The sequence below is a fragment of the Pseudomonas sp. S2_B07 genome, assembly GCF_054668435.1.
In genome coordinates, this window is the sequence record NZ_CP162769.1 from 2,139,652 (window position 1) to 2,162,188 (window position 22,537).

At 59.3% G+C, this 22,537-nt stretch carries 22 protein-coding genes and 1 tRNA gene; 17 read left to right on the forward strand and 6 right to left on the reverse strand.

Features of this window, described 5'->3' with window-relative positions; genetic code table 11:
• Positions 1 to 9: 9 nt before the first annotated feature.
• From AB4N43_RS09945 to AB4N43_RS10015, 15 genes are all read left to right on the forward strand, one after another.
• A complete protein-coding gene (locus AB4N43_RS09945) occupies positions 10 to 825 on the forward strand; it encodes an ABC transporter permease (RefSeq protein ID WP_027925556.1) in 816 nt (271 codons plus the stop codon).
• On the forward strand, positions 822 to 1,610 hold the full coding sequence (locus tag AB4N43_RS09950; protein ID WP_027925557.1) for an ABC transporter ATP-binding protein: 789 nt from the start codon (positions 822 to 824) through the stop codon (positions 1,608 to 1,610). Before AB4N43_RS09945 ends, AB4N43_RS09950 begins: the two co-directional genes overlap by 4 nt.
• A gap of 12 nt (positions 1,611 to 1,622) precedes the next feature.
• Entirely contained in the window at positions 1,623 to 2,348 is a 726-nt protein-coding gene (locus AB4N43_RS09955; RefSeq protein WP_027925558.1) for an urea amidolyase associated protein UAAP1, read from the forward strand.
• An 11-nt stretch (positions 2,349 to 2,359) separates the two neighbouring features.
• Positions 2,360 to 3,001 (forward strand): urea amidolyase associated protein UAAP2, encoded by a 642-nt coding sequence (locus AB4N43_RS09960; protein ID WP_410921406.1) that lies wholly within the window; start codon positions 2,360 to 2,362, stop codon positions 2,999 to 3,001.
• 303 nt (positions 3,002 to 3,304) lie between these two features.
• The gene (gene uca / locus AB4N43_RS09965) at positions 3,305 to 6,934 is read left to right on the forward strand and encodes an urea carboxylase (protein ID WP_460153931.1); all 3,630 of its coding nucleotides are present in this window, start codon (positions 3,305 to 3,307) and stop codon (positions 6,932 to 6,934) included.
• 25 nt (positions 6,935 to 6,959) lie between these two features.
• Entirely contained in the window at positions 6,960 to 8,738 is a 1,779-nt protein-coding gene (gene atzF / locus AB4N43_RS09970) for an allophanate hydrolase (RefSeq protein WP_460153933.1), read from the forward strand.
• 189 nt (positions 8,739 to 8,927) lie between these two features.
• Complete coding sequence (locus tag AB4N43_RS09975; protein WP_460153935.1) at positions 8,928 to 10,415, forward strand: sensor domain-containing diguanylate cyclase; 1,488 nt, start codon at positions 8,928 to 8,930, stop codon at positions 10,413 to 10,415.
• A 3-nt stretch (positions 10,416 to 10,418) separates the two neighbouring features.
• The gene (locus AB4N43_RS09980) at positions 10,419 to 10,613 is read left to right on the forward strand and encodes a cysteine-rich CWC family protein (RefSeq protein WP_027925563.1); all 195 of its coding nucleotides are present in this window, start codon (positions 10,419 to 10,421) and stop codon (positions 10,611 to 10,613) included.
• Positions 10,614 to 10,669: 56 nt separating this feature from the next.
• The gene (locus tag AB4N43_RS09985) at positions 10,670 to 11,362 is read left to right on the forward strand and encodes a pseudouridine synthase (RefSeq protein WP_460153937.1); all 693 of its coding nucleotides are present in this window, start codon (positions 10,670 to 10,672) and stop codon (positions 11,360 to 11,362) included.
• Positions 11,363 to 11,673: 311 nt separating this feature from the next.
• The gene (locus AB4N43_RS09990; RefSeq protein ID WP_410921410.1) at positions 11,674 to 12,558 is read left to right on the forward strand and encodes an alpha/beta fold hydrolase; all 885 of its coding nucleotides are present in this window, start codon (positions 11,674 to 11,676) and stop codon (positions 12,556 to 12,558) included.
• A 181-nt stretch (positions 12,559 to 12,739) separates the two neighbouring features.
• Positions 12,740 to 12,813 (forward strand) — tRNA-Gly (locus AB4N43_RS09995).
• A gap of 328 nt (positions 12,814 to 13,141) precedes the next feature.
• A complete protein-coding gene (locus tag AB4N43_RS10000) occupies positions 13,142 to 13,687 on the forward strand; it encodes a PAAR domain-containing protein (RefSeq protein WP_410921411.1) in 546 nt (181 codons plus the stop codon).
• Between the two features lie 10 nt (positions 13,688 to 13,697).
• Complete coding sequence (locus AB4N43_RS10005) at positions 13,698 to 14,480, forward strand: hypothetical protein (RefSeq protein WP_410921412.1); 783 nt, start codon at positions 13,698 to 13,700, stop codon at positions 14,478 to 14,480.
• A complete protein-coding gene (locus AB4N43_RS10010) occupies positions 14,465 to 14,830 on the forward strand; it encodes a DUF7079 family protein (RefSeq protein ID WP_460153940.1) in 366 nt (121 codons plus the stop codon). Before AB4N43_RS10005 ends, AB4N43_RS10010 begins: the two co-directional genes overlap by 16 nt.
• A 709-nt stretch (positions 14,831 to 15,539) precedes the next feature.
• Positions 15,540 to 15,809, forward strand: coding sequence for a hypothetical protein (locus AB4N43_RS10015; protein WP_027925567.1), 270 nt, complete (start codon positions 15,540 to 15,542; stop codon positions 15,807 to 15,809).
• Between the two features lie 491 nt (positions 15,810 to 16,300).
• Here AB4N43_RS10015 and AB4N43_RS10020 read toward each other — a convergent pair whose 3' ends face one another.
• Positions 16,301 to 16,486, reverse strand: a complete 186-nt coding sequence (locus AB4N43_RS10020) for a hypothetical protein (RefSeq protein ID WP_027925568.1) — start codon at positions 16,484 to 16,486, stop codon at positions 16,301 to 16,303.
• Positions 16,487 to 17,098: 612 nt separating this feature from the next.
• On the opposite strand from AB4N43_RS10020, the gene AB4N43_RS10025 reads away from it, so the two are divergent.
• Positions 17,099 to 17,827 carry a class I SAM-dependent methyltransferase gene (locus AB4N43_RS10025; protein WP_027925569.1) on the forward strand — a complete coding sequence of 243 codons (729 nt, stop codon included), beginning with the start codon at positions 17,099 to 17,101 and terminating at the stop codon, positions 17,825 to 17,827.
• A 261-nt stretch (positions 17,828 to 18,088) separates the two neighbouring features.
• Here AB4N43_RS10025 and tam read toward each other — a convergent pair whose 3' ends face one another.
• Positions 18,089 to 18,859 (reverse strand): trans-aconitate 2-methyltransferase, encoded by a 771-nt coding sequence (tam, locus tag AB4N43_RS10030; RefSeq protein ID WP_194939885.1) that lies wholly within the window; start codon positions 18,857 to 18,859, stop codon positions 18,089 to 18,091.
• A gap of 291 nt (positions 18,860 to 19,150) precedes the next feature.
• On the opposite strand from tam, the gene AB4N43_RS10035 reads away from it, so the two are divergent.
• Positions 19,151 to 19,561: a low affinity iron permease family protein gene (locus tag AB4N43_RS10035; RefSeq protein WP_027925571.1), complete on the forward strand. Its 411-nt coding sequence runs from the start codon at positions 19,151 to 19,153 to the stop codon at positions 19,559 to 19,561.
• Positions 19,562 to 19,627: 66 nt separating this feature from the next.
• Here the strand turns inward: AB4N43_RS10035 and AB4N43_RS10040 are convergent, their stop codons facing one another.
• From AB4N43_RS10040 to AB4N43_RS10055, 4 genes are all read right to left on the reverse strand, one after another.
• Positions 19,628 to 20,131 (reverse strand): DUF4142 domain-containing protein, encoded by a 504-nt coding sequence (locus tag AB4N43_RS10040; RefSeq protein ID WP_027925572.1) that lies wholly within the window; start codon positions 20,129 to 20,131, stop codon positions 19,628 to 19,630.
• Positions 20,132 to 20,206: 75 nt separating this feature from the next.
• Positions 20,207 to 20,365 (reverse strand): KGG domain-containing protein, encoded by a 159-nt coding sequence (locus AB4N43_RS10045; RefSeq protein ID WP_081744010.1) that lies wholly within the window; start codon positions 20,363 to 20,365, stop codon positions 20,207 to 20,209.
• Between the two features lie 116 nt (positions 20,366 to 20,481).
• Positions 20,482 to 21,831, reverse strand: a complete 1,350-nt coding sequence (locus AB4N43_RS10050) for a sensor domain-containing protein (RefSeq protein ID WP_027925573.1) — start codon at positions 21,829 to 21,831, stop codon at positions 20,482 to 20,484.
• Between the two features lie 18 nt (positions 21,832 to 21,849).
• Positions 21,850 to 22,488: a LysE family translocator gene (locus AB4N43_RS10055; RefSeq protein WP_027925574.1), complete on the reverse strand. Its 639-nt coding sequence runs from the start codon at positions 22,486 to 22,488 to the stop codon at positions 21,850 to 21,852.
• Positions 22,489 to 22,537: the final 49 nt, after the last annotated feature.

Genomic DNA, 22,537 nt, shown 5'->3' on the forward strand with positions numbered 1-22,537 from the left:
GAGCTGGCCATGCGCCTGATCAATCGCCACCCGGATCGCCCGAGTCGCCTGCTGTTGGTGATCCTGCCGTTCGCCCTGGTGCTGTTCGCCTACTTCATGGGCTCGGCCGAGCGGCTGATGGATAACCCCAACGACAAGCTGCTGCCGAGCGCCGTGCAGATGACCGACGCGGTAAAGCGCCTGGCCTTCGTCGCCGACTCCCGTACCGGCGAATACCTGCTCTGGCAGGACAGCGCCTCAAGCCTGCGCCGCTTGGCCATCGGCCTCGGTATCAGCGCATTGGCAGGGTTGTGCCTGGGCATGGCGGCCGGGACGTTGCCGCTGTTCGGCGCGCCGCTGTCACCGTTGTTGACAGTGCTGTCGATGGTGCCGCCGCTGGCGATCCTGCCGATTCTGTTCATCGTGTTCGGCCTTGGGGAATTGTCAAAAGTGATGCTGATCGTGATCGGCATCACCCCGGCCCTGGCCCGTGATCTGGAACAGCGCGCCCGGGAAATTCCGGTCGAGTTGCTGATCAAGGCCCAGACCCTCGGCGCCTCGACCTGGACCCTGATGCTGCGCGTGGTGCTGCCGCAGCTGTTGCCGCGTCTGCTGATCTCGTTGCGGCTGATGCTCGGCTCGGCATGGTTGTTCCTGATTGCCGCCGAAGCCATCGCCTCGACCGACGGCCTCGGCTACCGGATCTTCCTGGTGCGCCGTTACCTGGCGATGGACGTGATCCTGCCGTACGTGGTGTGGATCACCCTCCTCGCCTGGCTGATGGACTGGGGCCTGAAGCGCCTGACCCAACGTGCTTTCCCTTGGTATGAAGGAGCACGCGCATGAGCTTCATCACGGTAAAAAACGTCTGGCAGCAATACGGCGATCAGGTGGTGCTCGAAGGCCTGAACCTGAACGTCAACGAGGGTGAGTTCTGCACACTGGTCGGCGCTTCCGGTTGCGGCAAATCGACCTTCCTGCGCTTGCTGCTTGGCCAGGAACGCGCCAGTCGCGGCGAGATCCTGCTCGATGGCCAAACCTTGGCAGGCGAACCGGATTCGAGCCGTGGCGTGGTGTTCCAGCGCTACTCGGTGTTCCCGCATTTGACCGTGCTGGACAACGTCGCCCTCGGTCTCGAATTGCCGCGCTCGCCCTTGATCGGACGCCTGTTCGGCAGCGCCAAGCGTGATGCGCGCGAACAGGCTTCGGTGTTGCTGCACAAAGTCGGCCTCGGCCACTCGCTGGACAAATACCCGGCGCAGCTGTCCGGCGGCATGCAGCAACGGCTGGCCATCGCCCAAGCGCTGATCATGAAACCTCGGGTGTTGCTGCTCGACGAACCCTTCGGCGCGCTCGATCCAGGTATCCGCAAAGACATGCACGCCTTGCTGCTGGAGCTGTGGCGCGAGACCCAACTGACGGTGTTCATGGTCACTCACGACCTGTCCGAAGGTTTCAGCCTCGGCACGCGTCTGCTGGTGTTCGACAAGGTTCGCATCGACCCGCACGCCCCCGGTGCCTATGGCGCGCGCATCACCTACGACATCCCTTTGAACAGCGACCGCCGCACCACCCGTGCCGCCGTCGACGCCCTGCCGATGCCCATGGCAGGCACGCTTCGTATCGCTTAGAGGATTCTGCACATGACTGATTCGACCCAACTGTTCACCCCCTTCGCCGAAGAATTACTGCCCGGTGGCGGCCATCGTTCGTTCGTGTTGAAGCGCGGCCAACTGCTGCGCCTGACCGACCTGCGCGGCGGTGCCAACGTCAGCCTGACGCTGCTCAATGCCAACGAAAAAACCGAACGCCTGAACCTGCCCGACAGCCTCAAATGCCAACACACCGCCAAGCTTACCCGTGGCCATTGCCTGTACTCGGACATGGGCCGCGTACTGGCCGCGATCACCGCCGACACCTGCGGCTGGAGCGACAGCCTCGGCGGTGTGCTCTGCGCTGAAGAAGTCGCGGAAAAATACGGCGCCGGCCGCTATCAGGAACTGCGCAACGGCTTCTTCCGCAACGGCACCGACAACCTGCTGGTCGAGCTCGGCAAGTGGGGGTTGGGCCTGTCCGATCTGCTGATGACCCTCAACCTGTTCAGCCGCGTCGACGTCGACGAAGCCGGGCGCTTCCACTTCGTCGAAGGCAATTCCCGGGCGGGCGATTACATCGAGTTGTACGCGCCGATGGACACACTGGTGGTGCTCACCGCACTGCAACACCCGATGGACCCCTCGCCCGACTACGCGCCAAAACCGCTGAAGCTCAGCTGGATGAACGCCGACGCCAGCGTCGCCGAACACTGCCGCACTTCGCGCCCGGAAAACGAGCGCGGCTTCATCAACACCGACCGTTTGTTCGCTTGAGGATCGCTGCCATGTCACTTGCTATCGCTACCGCTCACAAACAACCTGACACTGCGATCTACCGCGCAACCATCCCGGCCGGCGAACCGTGGCTGATGGAAGTCAAGGCCGGCCAGACCTTGCGCATCCTCGACCTGGAAGGCAATCAAGCCGTCGATACGCTGTTCTACAGCGTGGCCAATCCGAAAGAACGCTACGACGTGCAACGCACGCTGCGTCGGCAAAACAGCGTCTACCTGAGCACCGGCAGCGTCCTGTATTCCAACCTCGGCAAACCGATGCTGACCATCGTCGCCGACACCTGCGGCCGTCACGACACCCTCGGCGGCGCCTGCGCACAAGAGAGCAACACCGTGCGCTACGCCCTGGAAAAACGCTACATGCACAGCTGCCGCGACAATTACCTGCGCGCCTGCGTCCACGACGGGCGACTGGGCAAGGGCGACATCGGGGCGAACATCAACTTCTTCATGAACGTGCCAGTCACGGCGGACGGCGGCTTGACCTTTGCAGACGGCATTTCGGCGCCGGGCAAATACGTCGATCTGCGGGCCGAGATGGACGTGATCGTACTGATCTCCAACTGCCCGCAATTGAATAACCCGTGCAACGCCTACAACCCGACACCTGCGGAGTTACTGGTATGGAACTGAAAATCGCGCGGTTGCGTAAATGGTTGTTCACCCTGTGCCAGGCCCGCTCCGGCCAGTGCCTCAAAAAGTAAAACCACCACTAAACCCTGTGGGAGCGGGCTTGCCCGCGATGACGGTACGTCTGCCACATCAATGTTGAATGTGCCGGCCCAATCGCGGGCAAGCCCGCTCCCACAGGTTCGGCGTTGTTCGCAAGAGAAGTGATTCTGCCGTCGGGGACGACCCTGGCGCCTATCGAAAAACTGCGGGACGGCCCGCATCCCAGGTCGAGGCTGATGCGCAATCGCCTCCGGGGGTTATGCCATGTTCGAAAAAGTCCTGATTGCCAACCGTGGCGCCATTGCCTGCCGCATCCTGCGCACCCTGCGTGATTTGCAGGTCAAAGGCGTCGCCGTGTACTCCGAAGCCGATGCCGCCAGCCTGCACATCCTGCAAGCCAATGAAGCCCACAGCCTCGGTGAAGGCGCGGCGGCCGGCACCTATCTGGCGGTCGACAAAATCCTCGCCATCGCCAAAGCCACCGGCGCCACGGCGATTCATCCCGGCTACGGTTTCCTTTCGGAAAACGCCGCGTTCGCCGAAGCCTGCGAAGCTGCCAACATCGCCTTCATCGGCCCGACGCCTGAACAGCTGCGCGTGTTCGGCCTCAAGCACACCGCCCGCGCCTTGGCCAAGCAACACGGCGTGCCAATGCTCGAAGGCACCGAACTGCTCGACAGCCTCGACGCCGCCCTGATCGCCGGCGAACAGGTCGGCTACCCGGTGATGCTCAAGAGCACTGCCGGCGGTGGCGGTATCGGCATGCGTGTGTGCCGCAGCGCGGCTGAACTGAGCGAATCCTTCGAGGCGGTGAAACGCCTCGGCCAGAACAACTTCAGCGATGCCGGCGTGTTCATCGAGAAGTACATCCAGCGCGCGCGGCATCTGGAAGTCCAGGTGTTCGGCGATGGTCGCGGCGAGGTGATTGCCCTCGGCGTGCGCGACTGCTCGGTACAACGGCGCAACCAGAAAGTCCTCGAAGAAACCCCGGCGCCTAACCTTCCGGAAGGCATGGCCGACGACCTGTGCGCAGCGGCCATCAAACTGGCGAAAGCGGTGAACTACCGCAGCGCCGGCACCGTGGAATTTGTCTTCGACAGCGAAGACCAGCGCTTCTACTTCCTTGAAGTGAACACCCGTTTGCAGGTGGAACACGGCGTTACCGAACAAGTCTGGGGCGTCGATCTGGTGCGCTGGATGGTCGAACTCGCGGCGGGTGATTTGCCGCCGCTGCGTGAGTTGAGCCGAGGGTTGAAAGCCGAAGGGCATGCGATTCAGGCACGACTGTATGCCGAAGATCCGGGGCGTGATTTCCAGCCAAGCCCGGGCTTGCTCACCGCCGTGAATTTCCCGGCCGCCAACGGCATCCAACTGCGCATCGACACCTGGGTCGAGGCCGGTTGCGAGATTCCGCCATACTTCGACCCGATGATCGCCAAGGTCATCAGTTGGGCGCCGACCCGCGAAGAAGCACGCGCCGATCTGCATCAGGCGTTGGGCGACAGCCTGCTCTATGGCGTGGAAACCAACCGCGATTATCTGCGGCAGATTTTGCTGGATGTGCCTTTCGCCAGCGGCCAGCCGTGGACGCGTTGCCTGGAAGGCCTGGTGTATCAGGCCAACACCTTTGAAGTGCTCAGCGCCGGCACGCAAACCAGCGTTCAGGACTATCCGGGGCGCCTCGGTTATTGGGCGGTGGGTGTACCACCGTCGGGTCCGATGGACAGTCGCGCGTTGCGTCTGGGCAATCTTTTGCTGGGCAACGAAGTAGGTGCCGCCGCGCTGGAAATCACCATGAGCGGACCGTTGCTGCGCTTCAATTGTGATGCGGTGGTGGCGGTGACTGGCGCGGTGATTCCACTGACGCTGAACGGTGAATCCGTCGCGATGAATACGACGCTGTTGATTCCGGCCGGCGCCACGTTGGGCCTCGGCACGATGGCCGGTGCGGGCGCGCGCAGCTATCTGTGCGTACGCGGTGGCTTGCAGGTGCCGGATTATCTGGGGAGCAAAAGCACCTTCACCCTCGGTCAGTTTGGCGGGCATGGCGGTCGTGCGTTGCGGGCGGGGGATGTGTTGCATGTGCCTGCTTTGCTCGACCGCAGCGCGGGTGCCGAACTGGCTGAAGTCGCTGAGATGTCTGCCGTACGACAAATTCGCGTGATCTACGGCCCGCATGGCGCGCCGGAATACTTCACTGAAAACTATATCGGCACATTCTTCTCGACCCAGTGGGAAGTGCATTTCAACTCCAGCCGGACCGGCGTGCGCCTGATCGGGCCGAAGCCGGAATGGGTGCGGGCCGACGGCGGTGAAGCGGGGCTGCATCCGTCGAACATTCATGACAATCCGTATGCCATCGGGGCGGTGGATTTTACCGGGGATATGCCGGTCATTCTGGGGCCGGACGGCCCGAGTCTGGGTGGGTTTGTGTGCCCGGTGACGGTGATCGAGGCGGACCTTTGGCAGCTGGGTCAATTGAAGGCCGGGGACAAAGTGCAATTCATCCCGGTCGATATCCAGACCGCCCGCACTCTCGCATTGAAATGGAACTCCCCCTGTGGGAGCTGGCTTGCCTGCGATGGGGCCAGGCCAGACACCGCATCGACTTCATCGCAGGCAAGCCAGCTCCCACAGGGAATTATGTCGCCTGTTGTATTGGATATCGGTCAGGGGGATACGCGGCTGGTTGCACGCCTTTCCGGGGATACTCACCTGCTGCTCGAAATCGGCGCGCCGGAGCTTGATCTTGTTTTGCGCTTCCGCGCCCACGCCCTCATGCAAGCCCTGGAAAGCAAACACCTGCATGGCGTGATCGACCTCACCCCAGGCATCCGTTCGCTGCAAGTGCACTACCAACCCGAGCAACTGCCGCTGGCCGACCTGCTCGGCATCGTCGCCGGTGAATGGGACGCCGTGTGCGCCGCCAAAGACCTGCAAGTGCCCTCGCGCATCGTGCATTTACCGCTGTCCTGGGACGACCCGGCCTGCCAGTTGGCCATCGAGAAATACATGACCACCGTGCGCAAGGACGCGCCGTGGTGCCCGAGCAATCTGGAGTTCATCCGTCGCATCAACGACCTGCCCAACCTCGACGAAGTGCAGCGCACGGTGTTCGACGCCAGCTACCTGGTGATGGGCCTGGGCGACGTCTACCTCGGCGCACCCGTCGCCACACCACTGGACCCGCGTCATCGTCTGGTGACCACCAAATACAACCCGGCCCGCACCTGGACCGCGGAAAACTCGGTGGGCATCGGTGGCGCCTACATGTGCGTCTACGGCATGGAAGGTCCCGGCGGTTATCAGTTTGTCGGGCGCACCTTGCAGATGTGGAACCGCTATCGCGAAGTCGCCGCGTTCGATGGCAAACCGTGGCTGCTGCGCTTCTTCGACCAGATCCGTTTCTACCCGGTGAGCGCCGATGAACTGCTGCGCATCCGCAAGGACTTCCCGCTCGGGCGTTTCGAGCTGAACATTGAGCACAGCCAGTTGAACCTGGCGGACTATCAGGCATTCCTGGCGAAAGAAGCCGAGACCATCGCTGCGTTTCGCGATCAGCAACAAGGCGCTTTTAACGCTGAACGCGAACGCTGGATCGCCAGCGGCCAAGCGCATTTCGACAGCGAAGAACTGGTCCCGGAGGCGACCGAAGAGGCCGCGCTCGCCAACGGTGAAATGAGCGTCGACAGCCACATCGCCGGCAACCTCTGGCAGGTTCAGGTGGAGACCGGCAGCCGCGTGGAAGCCGGCGATGTGCTGGTGATTCTGGAGTCGATGAAGATGGAAATTCCGCTGCTCGCGCCGACGGCTGGTGTGGTGCGTGAGATTCGTGTGCAGCCCGGTTCCGCCGTGCGCGCCGGACAGCGCGTCGTGGTGCTGGAACTCGACTGAACCCATTTCTAAAAGGATTAACGCCATGAACATCAATCTGCAACTCGACGCCCTGCGCAGCACTTATCGCCTCGGCAACATCACGCCCCGTCAATTGCTGTCGGGTCTGCGCGACAAAGCCGCCGCGCTGAACCCGGACTATCACCTGTTCATCCACTTGCTCAGTGTCGAAGAACTGGAACCGTACCTCGCCGCCCTCGACGGCCGCGACATCGACAGCCTGCCGTTGTACGGCGTGCCGTTCGCGATCAAGGACAACATCGACCTGGCCGGTATTCCGACCACCGCCGCGTGTCCTGACTTTGCCTACGTGCCAGAGCAATCGGCGACCATCGTCGAGCAGTTGCTGGCGCTGGGGGCGATCCCGTTGGGCAAGACCAACCTTGATCAATTCGCCACCGGCCTCAACGGCAGCCGCTCACCGTATGGGGCATGCCCGAACAGCGTGTTGCCGGAGTATCCGTCGGGCGGCTCCAGCGCCGGGTCTTCGTTGGCGGTAGCGCTCGGCGTGGCGAGCTTTTCGTTGGGCACCGACACGGCGGGATCGGGGCGTGTGCCGGCGGGGTTGAACAATCTGGTGGGATTGAAAGCCACCAAAGGCTTGATCTCCACGGCGGGTGTGGTGCCGGCCTGTCGCACGCTCGATTGCGTGACGACCTTCACCGCGACCGCTCGCGAGGCCAGCCAGTTACTCGCGCTCACCGCCCACCTCGACCCGCGTGATGAATACAGCCGCCGCAATCCGCAGTGGAATGACGGCGCAGCATTCGGTACGCCGCGCCCGTTCCGCTTCGGCGTACCGCGCGCGCAGGACCTGGAATTTTTCGGTTGCCCCGAAGGCCCGCTGTTGTTTGGGGATGCCATCGACCGGCTCGAGGCGTTGGGCGGTGAAGCCGTCGAACTGGATATGTCGCCGTTTCTCGAAGCGGCCCGTTTGCTCTACGAAGGGCCGTGGGTGGCTGAACGCTACAGCATCGCCGGGGAGTTGATGGAGCACAATCCGCAAGCGGTGCTGCCAGTGATTCGTGCGGTGCTGGCCAAGGCGCCAGCGGTGACCGGCGTACAAACTTTCCGCGCGCAGTATCGGCTGCAAGCGTTGAAAGCGTTGTGCGACAAGGCGCTGGAAGAACTCGACTGCGTGCTCACGCCGACCATCGGCCGCCCGGTGACACGGGCGCAGCTGGACGCCGAACCGGTGCTGCGCAATTCGGAACTGGGTTACTACACCAACTTCATGAACCTGCTCGACTACGCCGCCGTCGCGGTGCCTAGCAGCTTTATGGGCAATGGCCTGCCGTGGGGCGTGACACTGTTTGGCCGGGCGTTTACCGATCAGTATTTGCTGAGCGTGGCGGATGCTTTCCAGCGCCAGCAAGGTCTGACCACGGCGGCGCCAACGACGGCGGCGCGTAACGATCGGGCGCGGCTGGTGGTGTGTGGCGCGCACCTGGACGGCTTGGCGCTGAATTGGCAATTGAAGCGCCGTGGGGCGCGGTTGGTTGAGACGACGTTCAGTTCGCCGGACTATCAACTGTATGCCTTGGCCGGCGGCCCACCGTTTCGTCCGGGGATGGTGCGGGTGAAGGATGGCGGTGTGGCGATTGCGGTGGAGGTTTGGGAATTGCCGAGCAGCGAGTTGGGCTCGTTCCTGACCGGGATTCCGGCGCCGCTGGGGCTGGGCAAAGTGCAACTGGCGGATGGGCGTTGGGAGAGCGGGTTTATCTGCGAGGCGTATGGATTGGAAGGCGCAGTGGATATCAGCCACCTCGGTGGATGGCGCGCTTACCTGCAATCCCTGACCTAAACACCGTCCCCTTGTGGGAGTGAGCCTGCTCGCGATAGCGTCATAACATCCGACATAGATGTCGACTGACACACCGCCATCGCGAGCAGGCTCACTCCCACAAGGACCGTGTTCTGCGCACATAGAGCAGTTATTTCCCGGCAGTGCCATTAGAATGCCTGCCATCGGGTCTCTGCCAACGGAATCGTCATGCCGCTTCGCTCGCCGCTGTATTCGCAACGTTCGTTGGTCCTCACACTGATTGCGCTGCTGGGCGCAGGCTTCCTCGCCACGTCCTTCCTCAGTTACTACGCCTCGCGAGCGTCGATTCGCGACAACATCGTCAACACCGAACTGCCACTGACATCGGACACGGTCTACTCGGAAATCCAGAAAGACCTGGTCAGGCCCATCCTGATTTCCTCGATGATGTCCCGCGACACCTTCATGCGCGACTGGGTGGTCAACGGCGAGCACGAGCCGGAAAAAATGACCCGCTACCTCAACGAGGTCATGACCCATTACGGCGCCTACACCGCGTTTTTCGTCTCCAACAGCACCCTGACCTACTACCACGCCAAAGGCGTGCTCAAACAGATCAAGGCCAGCGAGCCCCGGGACACCTGGTATTTCCGTGTACGCGACATGGCCGAGCCTTACGAAATCAATGTCGACCCGGACATGGCCAACAAGGACAACCTGACCTTCTTCATCAACTACAAGGTCTACGACTACGACGACCGTTTCATCGGCGCGGCGGGTGTCGGCCTGACCGTCGATGCAGTGATCAAGCTGATCGACAAGTATCAGCAGCGCTATCAGCGCAGCGTGTATTTCGTCGACAACTTCGGGCGCCTGGTGCTCACCGGTGCCGAGGGCGGCCCGCAAGGCGCAAAAATCGGGCAGAGTCTCGCTGAGCTCGACAGCATGAAAACCCTGGTCAGCCAACTGCCCAAACCCCACAGCGGCAGCTACGAATATTCCGTGCAGGGCCAGGGACATTTCCTCAACGTGCGGTTCATTCCGGAGCTGAACTGGTATCTGTTTGTCGACAAGCGCGAAGACGGTGCCCTCAGTGAAATCCGTCAGTCGCTGTACCTCAACCTGCTGATTTGCCTGCTCGTCACGCTGATTGTGCTAGCCCTGCTGAACCGGGTGATCAAGCGTTATCAGGACAAGATCCAGGCCCAGGCGACGCTCGACAGCCTGACCGAATTACCGAACCGTCGCGGCTTCGACCTGCTGGCCGCGCAAGCCATGCACGAAGCCCAGCGCGAGCCGAAACCGCTGACCGCATTGCTGCTGGACCTGGACCACTTCAAGGCATTAAACGACACCTACGGCCATCTGGCCGGCGATCAGGTGCTGATCGGCTTCGCCCGGGATCTGCAGAGTTGCCTGCGGCACGCAGACATCGTCTGCCGCTGGGGCGGTGAAGAATTCATCGTCTTGCTCAAGGACACCGACGGTGAGACCGGTCTGAAAGTCGCCGAGAAAATTCGCCAGCATGTGGAAACACAGCGTTATGCCTACAACGATCGGGCCTTGCAGCTGACCGTCAGTATCGGCTTGACCACCTTGCAGCCGGATGACACCTTGCACACCCTGCTCTCTCGCGCCGATCATGCGATGTACCGGGCCAAGCAATCCGGCCGTAATCGCACCTGCGTGGAAAAGTCTCACTCCAGCTATGAATAATCCATGAACAAGCCTGACTTCTGCCCGGCCTGCGGTGCGTCCAACGACTGCACCCTGGCCGATCCGAAAACCGCTGATCGCGCCTGTTGGTGCTATGGCGTCAGCATCGACCCGGCCGTGCTCGAAGCGCTGCCGCCGGAACTGCGCGATAAATCCTGCCTGTGCCCACGCTGCGCGCAGGTCGAGGCGCAGCTGTAAGCAAGCGCCCGGCCGATCACGTAAGATACGCGCCCTTTTCCCACCGAACCCTTGCCATGCGCGTTGACCGTTTCCTCAGTAACCTGCCGCGCTTCAACCGTAAGCAGGTGCGTCTGTTGCTGGTGGAAAAGCGCGTGCGGATCGACGGCAGTATCGTCAGCGACCCACATGCCGAGGTGCTCGAGTTCAGCCGCGTCGAAGTCGATGACGAGGTCCTGCAAGCCGGCAAACCTGCGCGCTACTTCATGCTGCACAAGCCACCCGGCTGCGTCAGCGCCACCCGCGACCCCGAGCACGCGACGGTCCTGGACCTGATCCACGAACCGGACAAGGACGAGTTGCACATCGCCGGCCGCCTCGACTTCAACACCACCGGTCTGATGCTGATCACCAATGACGGCAGCTGGTCGCGACGCCTGACCCAACCGCAGACCAAACTGCCCAAGGTCTACTACGTCGAGACCGAGCAGGGCATCGGCCCGGAATATGCGTTGAAGTTCACCGAAGGGCTGTACTTCGCCTTCGAAGACCTCACCACCCAGCCTGCCGGGCTGGAACTGCTGGGGCCGAAATCGGCGCGGCTGAGCATTGTCGAAGGCCGGTACCACCAGGTGAAGCGCATGTTCGGTCATTTCGACAACAAGGTCCTGCGCCTGCACCGCGAGCGCATGGGCCCGCTGGCGCTCGATAACGCGCTAAAACCGGGCGAGTACCGCGCATTGCGCACCGAAGAGATTCAATTGATCTAAGCAGGCGACCGCTCAGCAGAAGTTGTCGAACAATTTACCAATGACACTTGCGCGAAGACGTCACCCCTGCTTGAATCAGGTCGTCAGCCGAAATGTGACTGATGAGTCACAACATACTTCTAAGAAACTTTTTGTCGGTTAGAGAACCCTCAGGTTCCGCCTCAGACCGGCAGACTGCCCGCCAATAATAATACCCGTCGACCTGCTGTACGGATCGACATGGGCCTCCAAATTCCAGGCGTATGCCTACCTGTCACAAAGCTCGTGCAATCTCATTTGCGCGCATACCCGCTTGCCAGGAGTCTTATGACATGAGGCCAGAAATCGCTGTGCTGGATATACAGGGTCAGTATCGGGTTTACACGGAGTTCTATCGCGCAGACGCCGCAGAGAAGACCATTATCTTGGTCAACGGCTCGATGGCCACGACTGCGTCGTTTGCACAAACCGTGAAAAACCTTCATCCGCAGTTCAACGTGGTCTGCTACGACCAGCCCTACGCGGGCAAGTCCAAGGTCCACAACCTGCATGAGAAATTGCTGACCAAGGAAGTCGAAGGGCAGATCCTTCTGGAACTGATCGACCATTTCGGCGCCGAACACGTGCTGTCGTTTTCCTGGGGCGGCGCCGCGACCCTGGTCGCCCTTGCCCACCAGCCACGCCGGATCGAAAAAGCCGTGATCAGCTCGTTCTCCCCGGAGATCAACGCGCACATGCTCGACTACCTCGAGCGCGGCGTCGACTACCTCGGCAGCCGCGACGGCGACCGGGTCGGTAACCTGGTGAACAGCACCATCGGTAAACACTTGCCGACTCTGTTCAAGCGCTTCAACTACCGGCACGTCAGCAGCCTGGCCGATCACGAATACGGGCAGATGCACTTCCACATCAGCGACCTGCTGCACAGTGATCGCCAGTGCTTCCTGAAGGCTGCGGAGAAAATCAACGTACCGGTGCTGTTCATGAACGGCGAATGGGACGAATACACCGCCGCCGATGGCGCGCGCTTGTTCGCCAACCATGTGCAACACGCCACCTTCACGACCCTGGAAGCCACCGGCCACTTTCTCGACATGGAACACAAAGCCGCCTGCCGAGACAGCCGCAATGCACTGCTGGGATTCCTGAAACCTGAACCACACGCCAGCCGAACGCGTTACCACTACGTCCAGGATCACCATGCACTGGCAATCTGAAACAGCGTCCTCGCGAGCAAGCATCGCCCTACAGTCGTTGAACGCATTCCTGTAGGCGCGAGGCTTGCCCGCGATAGACCGTTTTGTGGTGTGTGCCGTGTTGCCTCTGCGCTAAAGCAGTCCAGCGCAAAGAAAAACTTCATTTCCACGCGCACATCTGGTACAAAGTCAGCCGCTCTGAGCGGGTGTCGTATAATGGCATTACTCCAGCTTCCCAAGCTGATAACGAGGGTTCGATTCCCTTCACCCGCTCCACTATTTTCAAGGCCTCCAGCCTACTCCGCTTCAATTTGGTGTCTGTTAAGGTGTCTGTTTCTGGTTTTCTCAGACACCTAACGAACTTAAACAGACACCTGCGCCCAGCCCCCCTGAATCTATTCCACCCTCACCGGCGTGCTATCTGCCGGCATCACATCACTATTTGCAAGCCATCACCTGCAGCTGATCAAGCTTAGTCGTTTAACTCTGCTCCTCATCTCCCGTCGCATACCCAGGGATGATCTTGCTGACATCTTCGCGAGCCATTTCTCAAAGCAAGTCTGATACAGTCGTCCCCGTTAAATTCGTTGACAGGGAGTCAAGCATGGCAAAGCCAGCTGCACGTATCACCGACCCAACCAGCTGCCCCATCCCTGGGCACGGCCCCAAAGCTATCGCCTCCGGTTCTCCTGATGTGTTCTTCGACGGACTTGCAGCCGCTCGCAAAGGTGACACGTGCACCTGTGGTAGTGCGCTAGCCTCGGAAGTGTCCGGCACAGTGTTTATCAACGGCAAAAATGCCGCACTGGTCGGATCTATTGGCACCCATGGCGATGTCGTGATCGGCGGTTCGGGTACGGTCATCATCGGAAGCACCCATACCGCTGCCCCCTTTATTGCGCCTACGCCCATGGTCATTCACGGGAACTGGATCGGATTCAAGATTCCCGCAGAAGAAAGCTACGAAGGATTTGCTTGCACGGCTCACTTTGACGATGGGTCCTCCATGCCCGGCGTCTTTGACGCAAACAATTCGGTCAAGTTTTCCAACCCCACCGGAAAGGCATGCCATACCTTGGCATTTGCTCAACACGAGAACACCTGCACAACCGCAGGTATCGACGGACTGCTGAACGACATTTTGGGATAAGGATATTCTCGTGACGGAACCGAACCTGGTAACCGGAAGTTATGTTGTAAAAAGTGAACATACCCTCGAGCGGTCTCCCCTTGAGATGGCGGTTGCTGGCATGGAGGGGGCGGCCAGTCGATTTTCCATCGATGCCATCAAGGACGAACGCGTCCGCGCAAGTTACGAGGGCAATATTCGACGAATGTCACAGCAGATTTTTGCCGAGGTGAGAGCCGGCAACATCAGCGTTGAGGACGCGACAAAGTTCAGCAACGAGATGCGCAACAAAATCATGTTCGAACACCGCAAGCTGACCTCTGCACAGGGCCTGGCCATCGTGCAAAAAAAGAAGAAGGCCGGCCGAACACACAGCGACATCCTGAACGAAAAATCTCAAACTCAGTTCAACAAGAACTACGAACAACTTTCTAAAGCTCAACAGAAAGAAGTCCTGTACAAAGCTCTGGAGCGGTCCGGCAGTGCCAATGCCAAGTTCACTTCTGGCACTAAAATCATGTCTGTCATGGGCAAGGTTGGCATCATCATGACAGCGGTGCTGGCCACTTACCAAATCCTGAACGCTGACGACAAGGCCAAGGAAACGGCGCGTCAAGCCACCATCCTGGGTGGTGGTGCGGCAGGTGGATTTTTGGCGGGCTTGGGCATATCCGCTCTTTGTGGTCCTGGAGCTCCGGCCTGCGCCATCGCCGTCGTTCTCATCGGTAGCGTTGTCGGCGGCATTGCCGGCGGGGTCGCAGCTGATACATTCGACGCAGAGCTAGAGGAGCTGGCCCATTGGGACATATTCTGACTCCTGCGGAACGAGCGAGCATCCAGATCGCGCTGGCAGAGGCCTTTGTAGACAGCACTGTTGACTACGCTTCTATCACGGAGCGAATTCGAGGCTATGACCCAAAGGTTGTTGAAGAAATCTTGTACTCAGAGGTCGCACCTGTGTGCTTCAGCAACCTTGAAACGCCCGTCCCTCCTGTGTGGACTGGTTTTAAGGATGAATGGTTACTCGATGAAATAGCCAAAGAACTCAAAGCGCGAGAACACAGTTGGTTTCGTCGTCGCTTCGACCTGTTCAAAGTGGCATGGCTACGCTACAGCTACGGTTACATCTGGAAGGAACTCATGAAATTTCATCATTTCCAGTAATTGCAAACCGCGCCCAAACCGGACTTGATGTCTGGTTTTTTGGGGCGGGTGTTTGACTGAATTGGCCGAGTGGGGAAATTAACGATTTCGCGTAAAGTCGATGCTTTGTAAGTGTTTTTCTTGCGCTCATAAAGGTTTCCTCGGCACTCACGCGCAGTATGATCAGATCAACGCGGAGACCGTGTCTCGCGATCTGGAGCCTTTCATCGGTACAAGCGTTGGTCCTGCCTGACGGACAGCCAAGACAAAAAACCGGTCCTTAGTGACCGGTTTTTTTCCGTGAAATTTGTGTAGAACGCTGATTCTTCATTCTGAACAAGCCAGTCAACGTCTGCCTAGCAGGTGTCGATCACCGATTCACTGGTGGCACGAAAGTGGCCAATCTTCGAAAAGGCAACGTCCTACACGACACAGGGAATTGTCCGTACACTTGCGCATTGCTGTGCCTTTGTCACGAGGCCTATAGTCCGAGCGCGTCCAAATGGCGTATCGGGTTTGGCGACTCGATGACAACGATTCAGGAATTTCCGAGATTTTCGGAGCAGTTTCTGACTGCACTTTGCTGCGCTTTTCATGGTGGCTGTGCGTGGGAGACCTTCGGGTCTGCCGGTTTTACCGTTGTCCGGTTCGCCAACCTGCGTACAGCTACCACCCTATTGTTTGGCGACGATTGAGTGGTAGGTCTTTCACCTACTAACGGTAATCACGCATGAAAGAATATATGGCTTTAACCAGCAACGCCGACGATCTACCTTCCCTGTTCGTCAACACTACCCAACCGCTGCACTCACTGCTCAGCACGGCCAGTTACAGAATTCGAGCCGTGACGCAGATGCTCGAAAACCTCGCCATGCGAGGTGACATCACCACCGACTCGGTCATCCTCAGCGATTTTGCATTGCTCTGCTGCGTGCCTTTGCGCGACGGTTGCGATGTGCTGGACGTGATCGCTCGACGCATGGATGCAGAGCCGTCCTGATGTGATAAGGGGCGCCTTTCGGGGCGCCCTCGATTCGTAGCAGCTGGCGAAGCCTGCGTCCGGCTGCGCAGCAGTCGTGGAATCAGGTGACGCGGTGTTTCAGGAAGACCTCGCGGCTACGCAAATGATGGAAGCCAAGATATGGCAGGCACACCCTACTTAGCGTAGCGACTTCACCTTCTGCGGCATTTCCAAAAGGCACGGTTGCAGGGAGAACAGGGTGGTGACTTCTGCGGTACACAACCGAGGCGACTCGGTTAATAACGGTGTTTGGTCAGATTGGCGTTCAGGACGAGGGACGATGTGCCGACTAATCCGGACTGGATTATGCGGCAGGACCTGATGTGAGTTATACGACGCCGCTGATCAGTTGTGCACGGTAGATAGCCGACAAGCGCTAGTTGGTGGGAGGTTGCCAGGAGGGCACAGCGATGAGGTTTGTTTCAGCGCCTCAGATAGTACGAAAAAAAGGTATCTGAGCCGACAGAGAATTAAAGATGTTTTGCGACAAAAGCGACGGCGACAAACAGGGTCAGCGCGAATGCAGCACCGATGCTGAACGGCAACAACGTAGTGCGGATTTTGGTCGGGGCCGGGCGTCTCATCTCTTCAGCTAAAGCCTCCATTTCACGATGCAATTGCTCGATGCTTGCTCCATTACTACGATGAGTGGACATGTTTCTTTCTCCTCTCGCAGTCCGTGTTGAGTCCGTGAACTGTTCCTGACAATGTGAGCCGTGTGGTTGCAAAGCTCAAGTACCAGCGATGTATGTTGAGTATCGGCGACCAATAGTTTATCGAGTTCTAAATTTTCGCGATCGTTCTGGTGCATTGATCATCCTTCTCGGCTTTTAGCCGCCAACCTAAGCGTCGTTGTCTGCGAAGCCGGCAAAATCTGTCGGACGTCAATCACTCATCACCTATCGTGCAGTCCGTTCTGCGGAGCACTATTTCCTATCTACCCACCAGTGGATAGCGGGTGATTCCCGCTTAGGTTGTAGGCAACATCCGAGAGCTGCGCATGAAGGAGCGTTAACTGTTTTTCGGTCGGTTGATCGTCTTGCAGTTCGGCCTTAACCGAATCGCCGATTCTTTACATGGGCCTTGCTTACAAATCCGCAACGCTCAACCCGTTTCCCCTCCCCGCCCGACCCGCTAGCATTTCCACCATCTCCAACGCCCCTCCCCACCGCGCGGCCATCAACGAATACGCGCCACAACGCTTCGAGGGAAACCAATCGGCGCGGCCCAAATTCCGCCCACCAACGATCTCAACAGAGCAACCCGACATGACTCAAAACATCTACGACGATCCGGAGTTTTTCCACGGTTACAGCCAAATGGGCCGTTCCCTTGGAGGCCTCGACGCGGCACCGGAATGGCCAACACTCAAATCAATGCTGCCGCCGATGAAAGGCCTGAAGGTAGTGGACCTCGGTTGCGGTTACGGCTGGTTCAGCCGCTGGGCCAGTGAGCAAGGCGCTGATAGCGTGCTTAGTCTGGACGTCTCGGAAAAGATGCTGGAGCAGGCTCGCAAGACCACATCGGTGGGCAACATCCACTATTCACGGGCAGATCTGGAACAGCTTGATTTACCCATAGCTGGTTTCGACCTGGCTTACAGCTCACTGGCGCTGCACTACATCAAGAATCTGTCCGGGTTGTTCGCCACGATCCACGCGGCCCTTAAACCTGGTTCGCGCTTTGTGTTTTCCATCGAGCACCCGATCTTCATGGCCCCGCGCAATCCGGGTTGGCTGATCGACGGCGAGGGACGCAAGCGTTGGCCGGTGGACAGCTATCAACGGGAAGGTGAGCGGGTGACGAACTGGCTGGCGGAAGGCGTGATCAAGCAGCACCGAACCCTTGGCACGCTGTTCAATACGCTGATTGGCGCGGGTTTCAGTATTCAGCATGTCAACGAATGGGGGCCGAGTGATACAGAAGTGGCGGCTCAACCGGCGCTGGCCGAAGAGCGGGAACGGCCGATGATGTTGCTGGTTAGCGTTCATCGCTAAGAGCCGCGTCGGGTTCTCGTATATTTTACGTATAGGTCTTTGAAATCCGGTAAAGAAGCAGTAGCGCGATGTTGGGCCTGACTAAAGGTGCTTTATTCTGTCGGCTCAACTTTCACCTAGAGATCAACATGGACAATTCAGAGTTGGGGATCATGATCATTTCGATGATCGGGTTGTTCGGCTTTGCTTCGTTTGTTTTTGAATATTTGAGTGCCAAGTACAGGGACAGATAACGCTCAGCGAGATCCGTCCCTTTTTGCACTATCGGGTTGCGACAATAAACAACCGCGGAAACGGCAACAGCACCGAACCATCGCTCAACGCCGGATAAGCCTGCTCGATCGCGGCATGGTATTGCTTGAGGTAGTGCGTCTTTTCCGTGTCATCCAGCGGTTCGAGAAACGGCCGCAAACCGCTGCCCTTGAACCACTCGACCACACCCGACGCGCCACCTGCCAGCGGATGATGGTAAGTGGTGCGCCACACATCGACGCGCGCACAGTGTGGCCGCAGCATCGAGTAGTAATCGCTGGCACTGGCCATCTCGGTGCGTTGCCCGGCGGCGTCCGCCAGTTTGCTGGCCCAAGGGCCTTCGGCGGCCACTTCGCGCATCAGGCGATGGGACGGTTCGTTGAGGTTGTCGGGCATCTGGATGGCCAGGCTGCCGCCCTCGGTCAGTCGGGCGGCCAGCGACGGCAATAACGTCGCGTGATCGGGCAGCCATTGCAACACGGCATTGGCGAAGATCACGTCGAACGGGCCGTTATCGTCCCAGGTTCCGATATCAACAGTGTCGAACTGCACGTTTGGCAAGCGCTTGCGAGCGGCCTCGATCATGTCGCTCGAACTGTCGACCCCACGCACCGTGGCGCCGCTGAAGCGCTCGACCAGCAACTCGGTCGAATTGCCGGGACCGCACCCGATGTCGATGGCCGAGCGCGCATCCACCGGCGGGATGGCGGCGAGCAGGTCTCGCGCCGGGCGGGTGCGTTCATCTTCAAAAGCGACGTATTGTTTGGCGGACCAACTCATTGCGTTCTCCTGTCGGTGCGTTGTTGTGGGCCAGAGGCTGACAACCGGTCCGATACGATACCTCGACCAGTATGTGCAGCCCTATCCCGATCTTTGAGAAATAACCCTGACTGTCCAAACTCAACTTGTAGGGAGACCGGGAACTCAGGTTTTACGACGGCTGTGCAGCCGGACGCAGGCTTCGCCAGCTGCTACAAACAAGCGTCACTGCCGGATCCGAAAATGTAAGTAGAATTTTCAACACGCCGTCGCTGTCTGAAATTCAGGCGCATCCCAATAAGGAACACGGCAATGAAATTCGCAAAAATCTCGCAGAAACTCGCCCTGTGGGCCGGCAGTCCCAAGACATTCATGGGGGCGCTTATTCTTATTATTCTGTGGGCCGCGAGCGGTCCGATTTTTGGTTTCAACGACACCTGGCAACTGGTCATCAACACCTCAACCACGATCATCACGTTTCTGATGGTGTTTCTGATCCAGAACACGCAGAACCGCGACACCGACATTCTGCATCTGAAAATCGATGAGTTGCTGCGGGTGAACAAGGAGGCGCAGAACGCGATGTTGGGGCTGGAACTACTGGACCTCAAACAACTGGAAGCGCTGCGCCGCCACTATCGCGCCATGGGCGAAAAAGATGTGCATGACTTGGCGGGGCTGGCGACGACGAGCCCGCGCAAACAGGGTTTGAACAAGTGCTGAGCACAAACAAAACGGCGCGTGATGTGAATCACGCGCCGTTTGCTCTGAATGGCGTAAAGACTTGAACTAGCGACCGGCCTGCAACGCCCTGGCCATTTGCAGATGGTTTTGCAGTTTGGGCAGGGTTTCTTCAGCAAATGCTTTGATTTGCGGAATGTCCGTGGTTTGCGCTTCCTGTTGAAGTTGCTCGATGGCTTGCTGCGTGGTTTTCACCTGACTGGCGGCGTAGGCCTGGTCAAAGGTTGCGCCGTCCATCGCTTGCGGCATCAAGGCTTTGGCCTTATCGACCACTTCTTCGCGAGGGGCCACTGGCAGATCCAGTTGCTTGGCGATTTTCGCCAGGTGCTGGTTGGCGGTGGTGCGGTCGTTGATGACGACGATGGTGTAGTCCTTGACCTCTTTGGATTCGGTTTTCTGATGCGCCAGGCGACTGGCTTCGATGTCGGCCATGCCTTGGGCCGAGGCATCGTTGATGAATTCGGCGGGGGACTGGGCAAAGGCACTGCCTGCGAACAATCCCAGGAACGTGGCAAAACTTGCATGACGTATTCGGGTGGCCATCCGGCTCATGGTCGCGCCCTCCTTCTGAAAAAATTCAAGCGGGAGCTTGCGCCCCCGCCTCTCGATCAAAACCACCTTCAATCACTACTTGGACTTCTGAGGACCTTTGCGGCCCATTTCGGGTTTCGTAGAGTCTTTATCGACCGTCGTTGTGGTGGTTTTCCCACCTTTGCGACCGGCTTCAGACGCCTTCGTTCGATCGTTGGCGAAGTTTCCCGAGTTCGAGTTTCTTGAGTTAGGCATGATTCTCTACCTCTTGGTGATGATCCAGGCGAGCAACAGCCCGCATAAAATCAGAATGAACGAGCCCCAAAAGGTTTAGAAAACCTGAAAACGCCGCGACGAACGGCGGCGAACTATCAGACTTCGAGTCGTAGATGATGCTGGCGTTTGGCAGCGTACATGGCCTCGTCGGCATGCCTGAATAACTGCTTTTCCTCGGTGCCGTGCTCGGGGTAATGAGCGACGCCGATACTGGTGTGGATGTTCAGGTTGTGCCCGTCCAGACGCAGCGGCTGCGCCAGGACCTGAAGAATTTTTTCCGCCACGCCGTCGGCGTCTTCCAGGCCGTGGATGCTGTGCAACAACACCACAAACTCGTCCCCGCCGATGCGCGCCACGGTATCGGTTTCGCGTACGCACCCCTTGATCCGATTGGCCACCGCTTGCAACAGCATGTCGCCCACCGCGTGGCCATGGGTGTCGTTGACGTCCTTGAAACGGTCGAGGTCGACGTACAGCAACGCCATGCGCCCACCATCGGCCCGGGCCAGCGCCAGCGAAGCCTTGAGACGATCACGCAGCAGCTCGCGATTGGGCAATTGAGTCAACTGGTCGTACTGCGCCATTCGCTGCAACCGGGCATGCAACTGCTTGCGCTCGATGGCGGTCGCGACCTGGGCGCAGACGTATTGCAGCAGCTCCTTGTCCCGTTCGGTGTAGCGCTCGCCACCCGCAACGCTTTTGACGATGAGCGCGCCGATGGTGCCGTTTTGCGAATTCAGCGGCACGCCCAGCCAGCACGGTGAATTCGGGCCCTCGACCAACGTCTCAAAACCTGCGGGCGAATGGCCCTGGTCCGGGGTCAGCAAAATGGGCAAGCCGCTGCGGATCACTTCTGCACACAGGCGCCCGGTGATGGTGCCGGGCTGCTCGGGTTGCAGTTCGTGGTCGTTGACGTGATAGGGGAAATTCAGCTGCGCGCAGTGTTCGTCATACAGCGCCACGGAGAAATTCAGCGCAGGCAGCCATTCGCCGATGATCAGGTGAATGCGCTTGAACAGCGCCAGCAAGTCTTCCGCCGCGTGAGCCGCTTCGGAAATCGCGTACAACGCTGCTTGCCGGGACTCGGCCTGCTTGCGTTCGGTGATGTCCCGGGCCACGGCGATGCGCAATTGATCGACTTCCGACCAGCGCGCCGACCAGAGGATGTGCACCACCTGGCCGTCCTTGCGCAGGTAGCGGTTTTCGAAGTTGAGTTTGGGCTCACCGCCCATGATTTCCCGCGCGGCGTCGAGGGTGCGCTGGCGGTCGCCAGGATGCACCATGTCGATCATCACTTGGCCGATCAGCTCGTCGGGGGTATAGCCAAAAATGCGCTCGCACGCCGCACTGACAAAAACGAAGCGACCTTGCTTGTCGACCGCACAAACGGCGTCCAGCAACAGATCGATGTAGCTCGCCAACGGCGCGGAATTTCTGGATGCCATGGTGTCTTGCATATGGCCTCAAGTCTTGTTTGTGACCAGTCCCGGCAACGCGTGCGCCAGGGCATTAATGGCAAAACCGATAAACATGACCCCGCACAACCGGGTGATGGCCAGTTCGTGACGTTGATACAGGGTCCGGACCTGCCGCGCACCGACGATGCCGATGAGAATAGCGTAGGCGATCAGGCCACCGACGAAGCTCAGCACAATCAACCACGGCAGCATCGACCAGTGCAGCAGCTCCGCGCGGCTCGAGAGCAGTGCGGTAAACGTGGCCACCGCCACCGGGTAAGCCTTGGGATTGGTCAAACCGAACAGAATGCCGTGCCAGAACGGCTGGCGGGCCGGGCCTTGAGGCGCTTCGGCACTGCTGCGTTTCGCCCGCACGGCGCGCAAACCGAGCCAGAACAAATACAACCCGCTGAACACGCCCAACACATCGAATGCCGTGCTACCGATTTCCCGCGCCCCGACTATTGCAATCAACGCGGTACTGCACCAGACCACATCGCCCAGCAAATGCCCACACAAGAACCCCGCCCCCGCCCGCCGACCGCGCGCCGCGCCAATGCCGAACACCGCCAACACACCCGGCCCCGGCGTGATGCCGTAGATAAAGCCCGAGGCGAGAACAGCCATTAGCAGCGATGGGGTCATCAGGAAATCCTTTTGAACTGTCTGGTGAATGGGCGCCAGTCTATCTCAG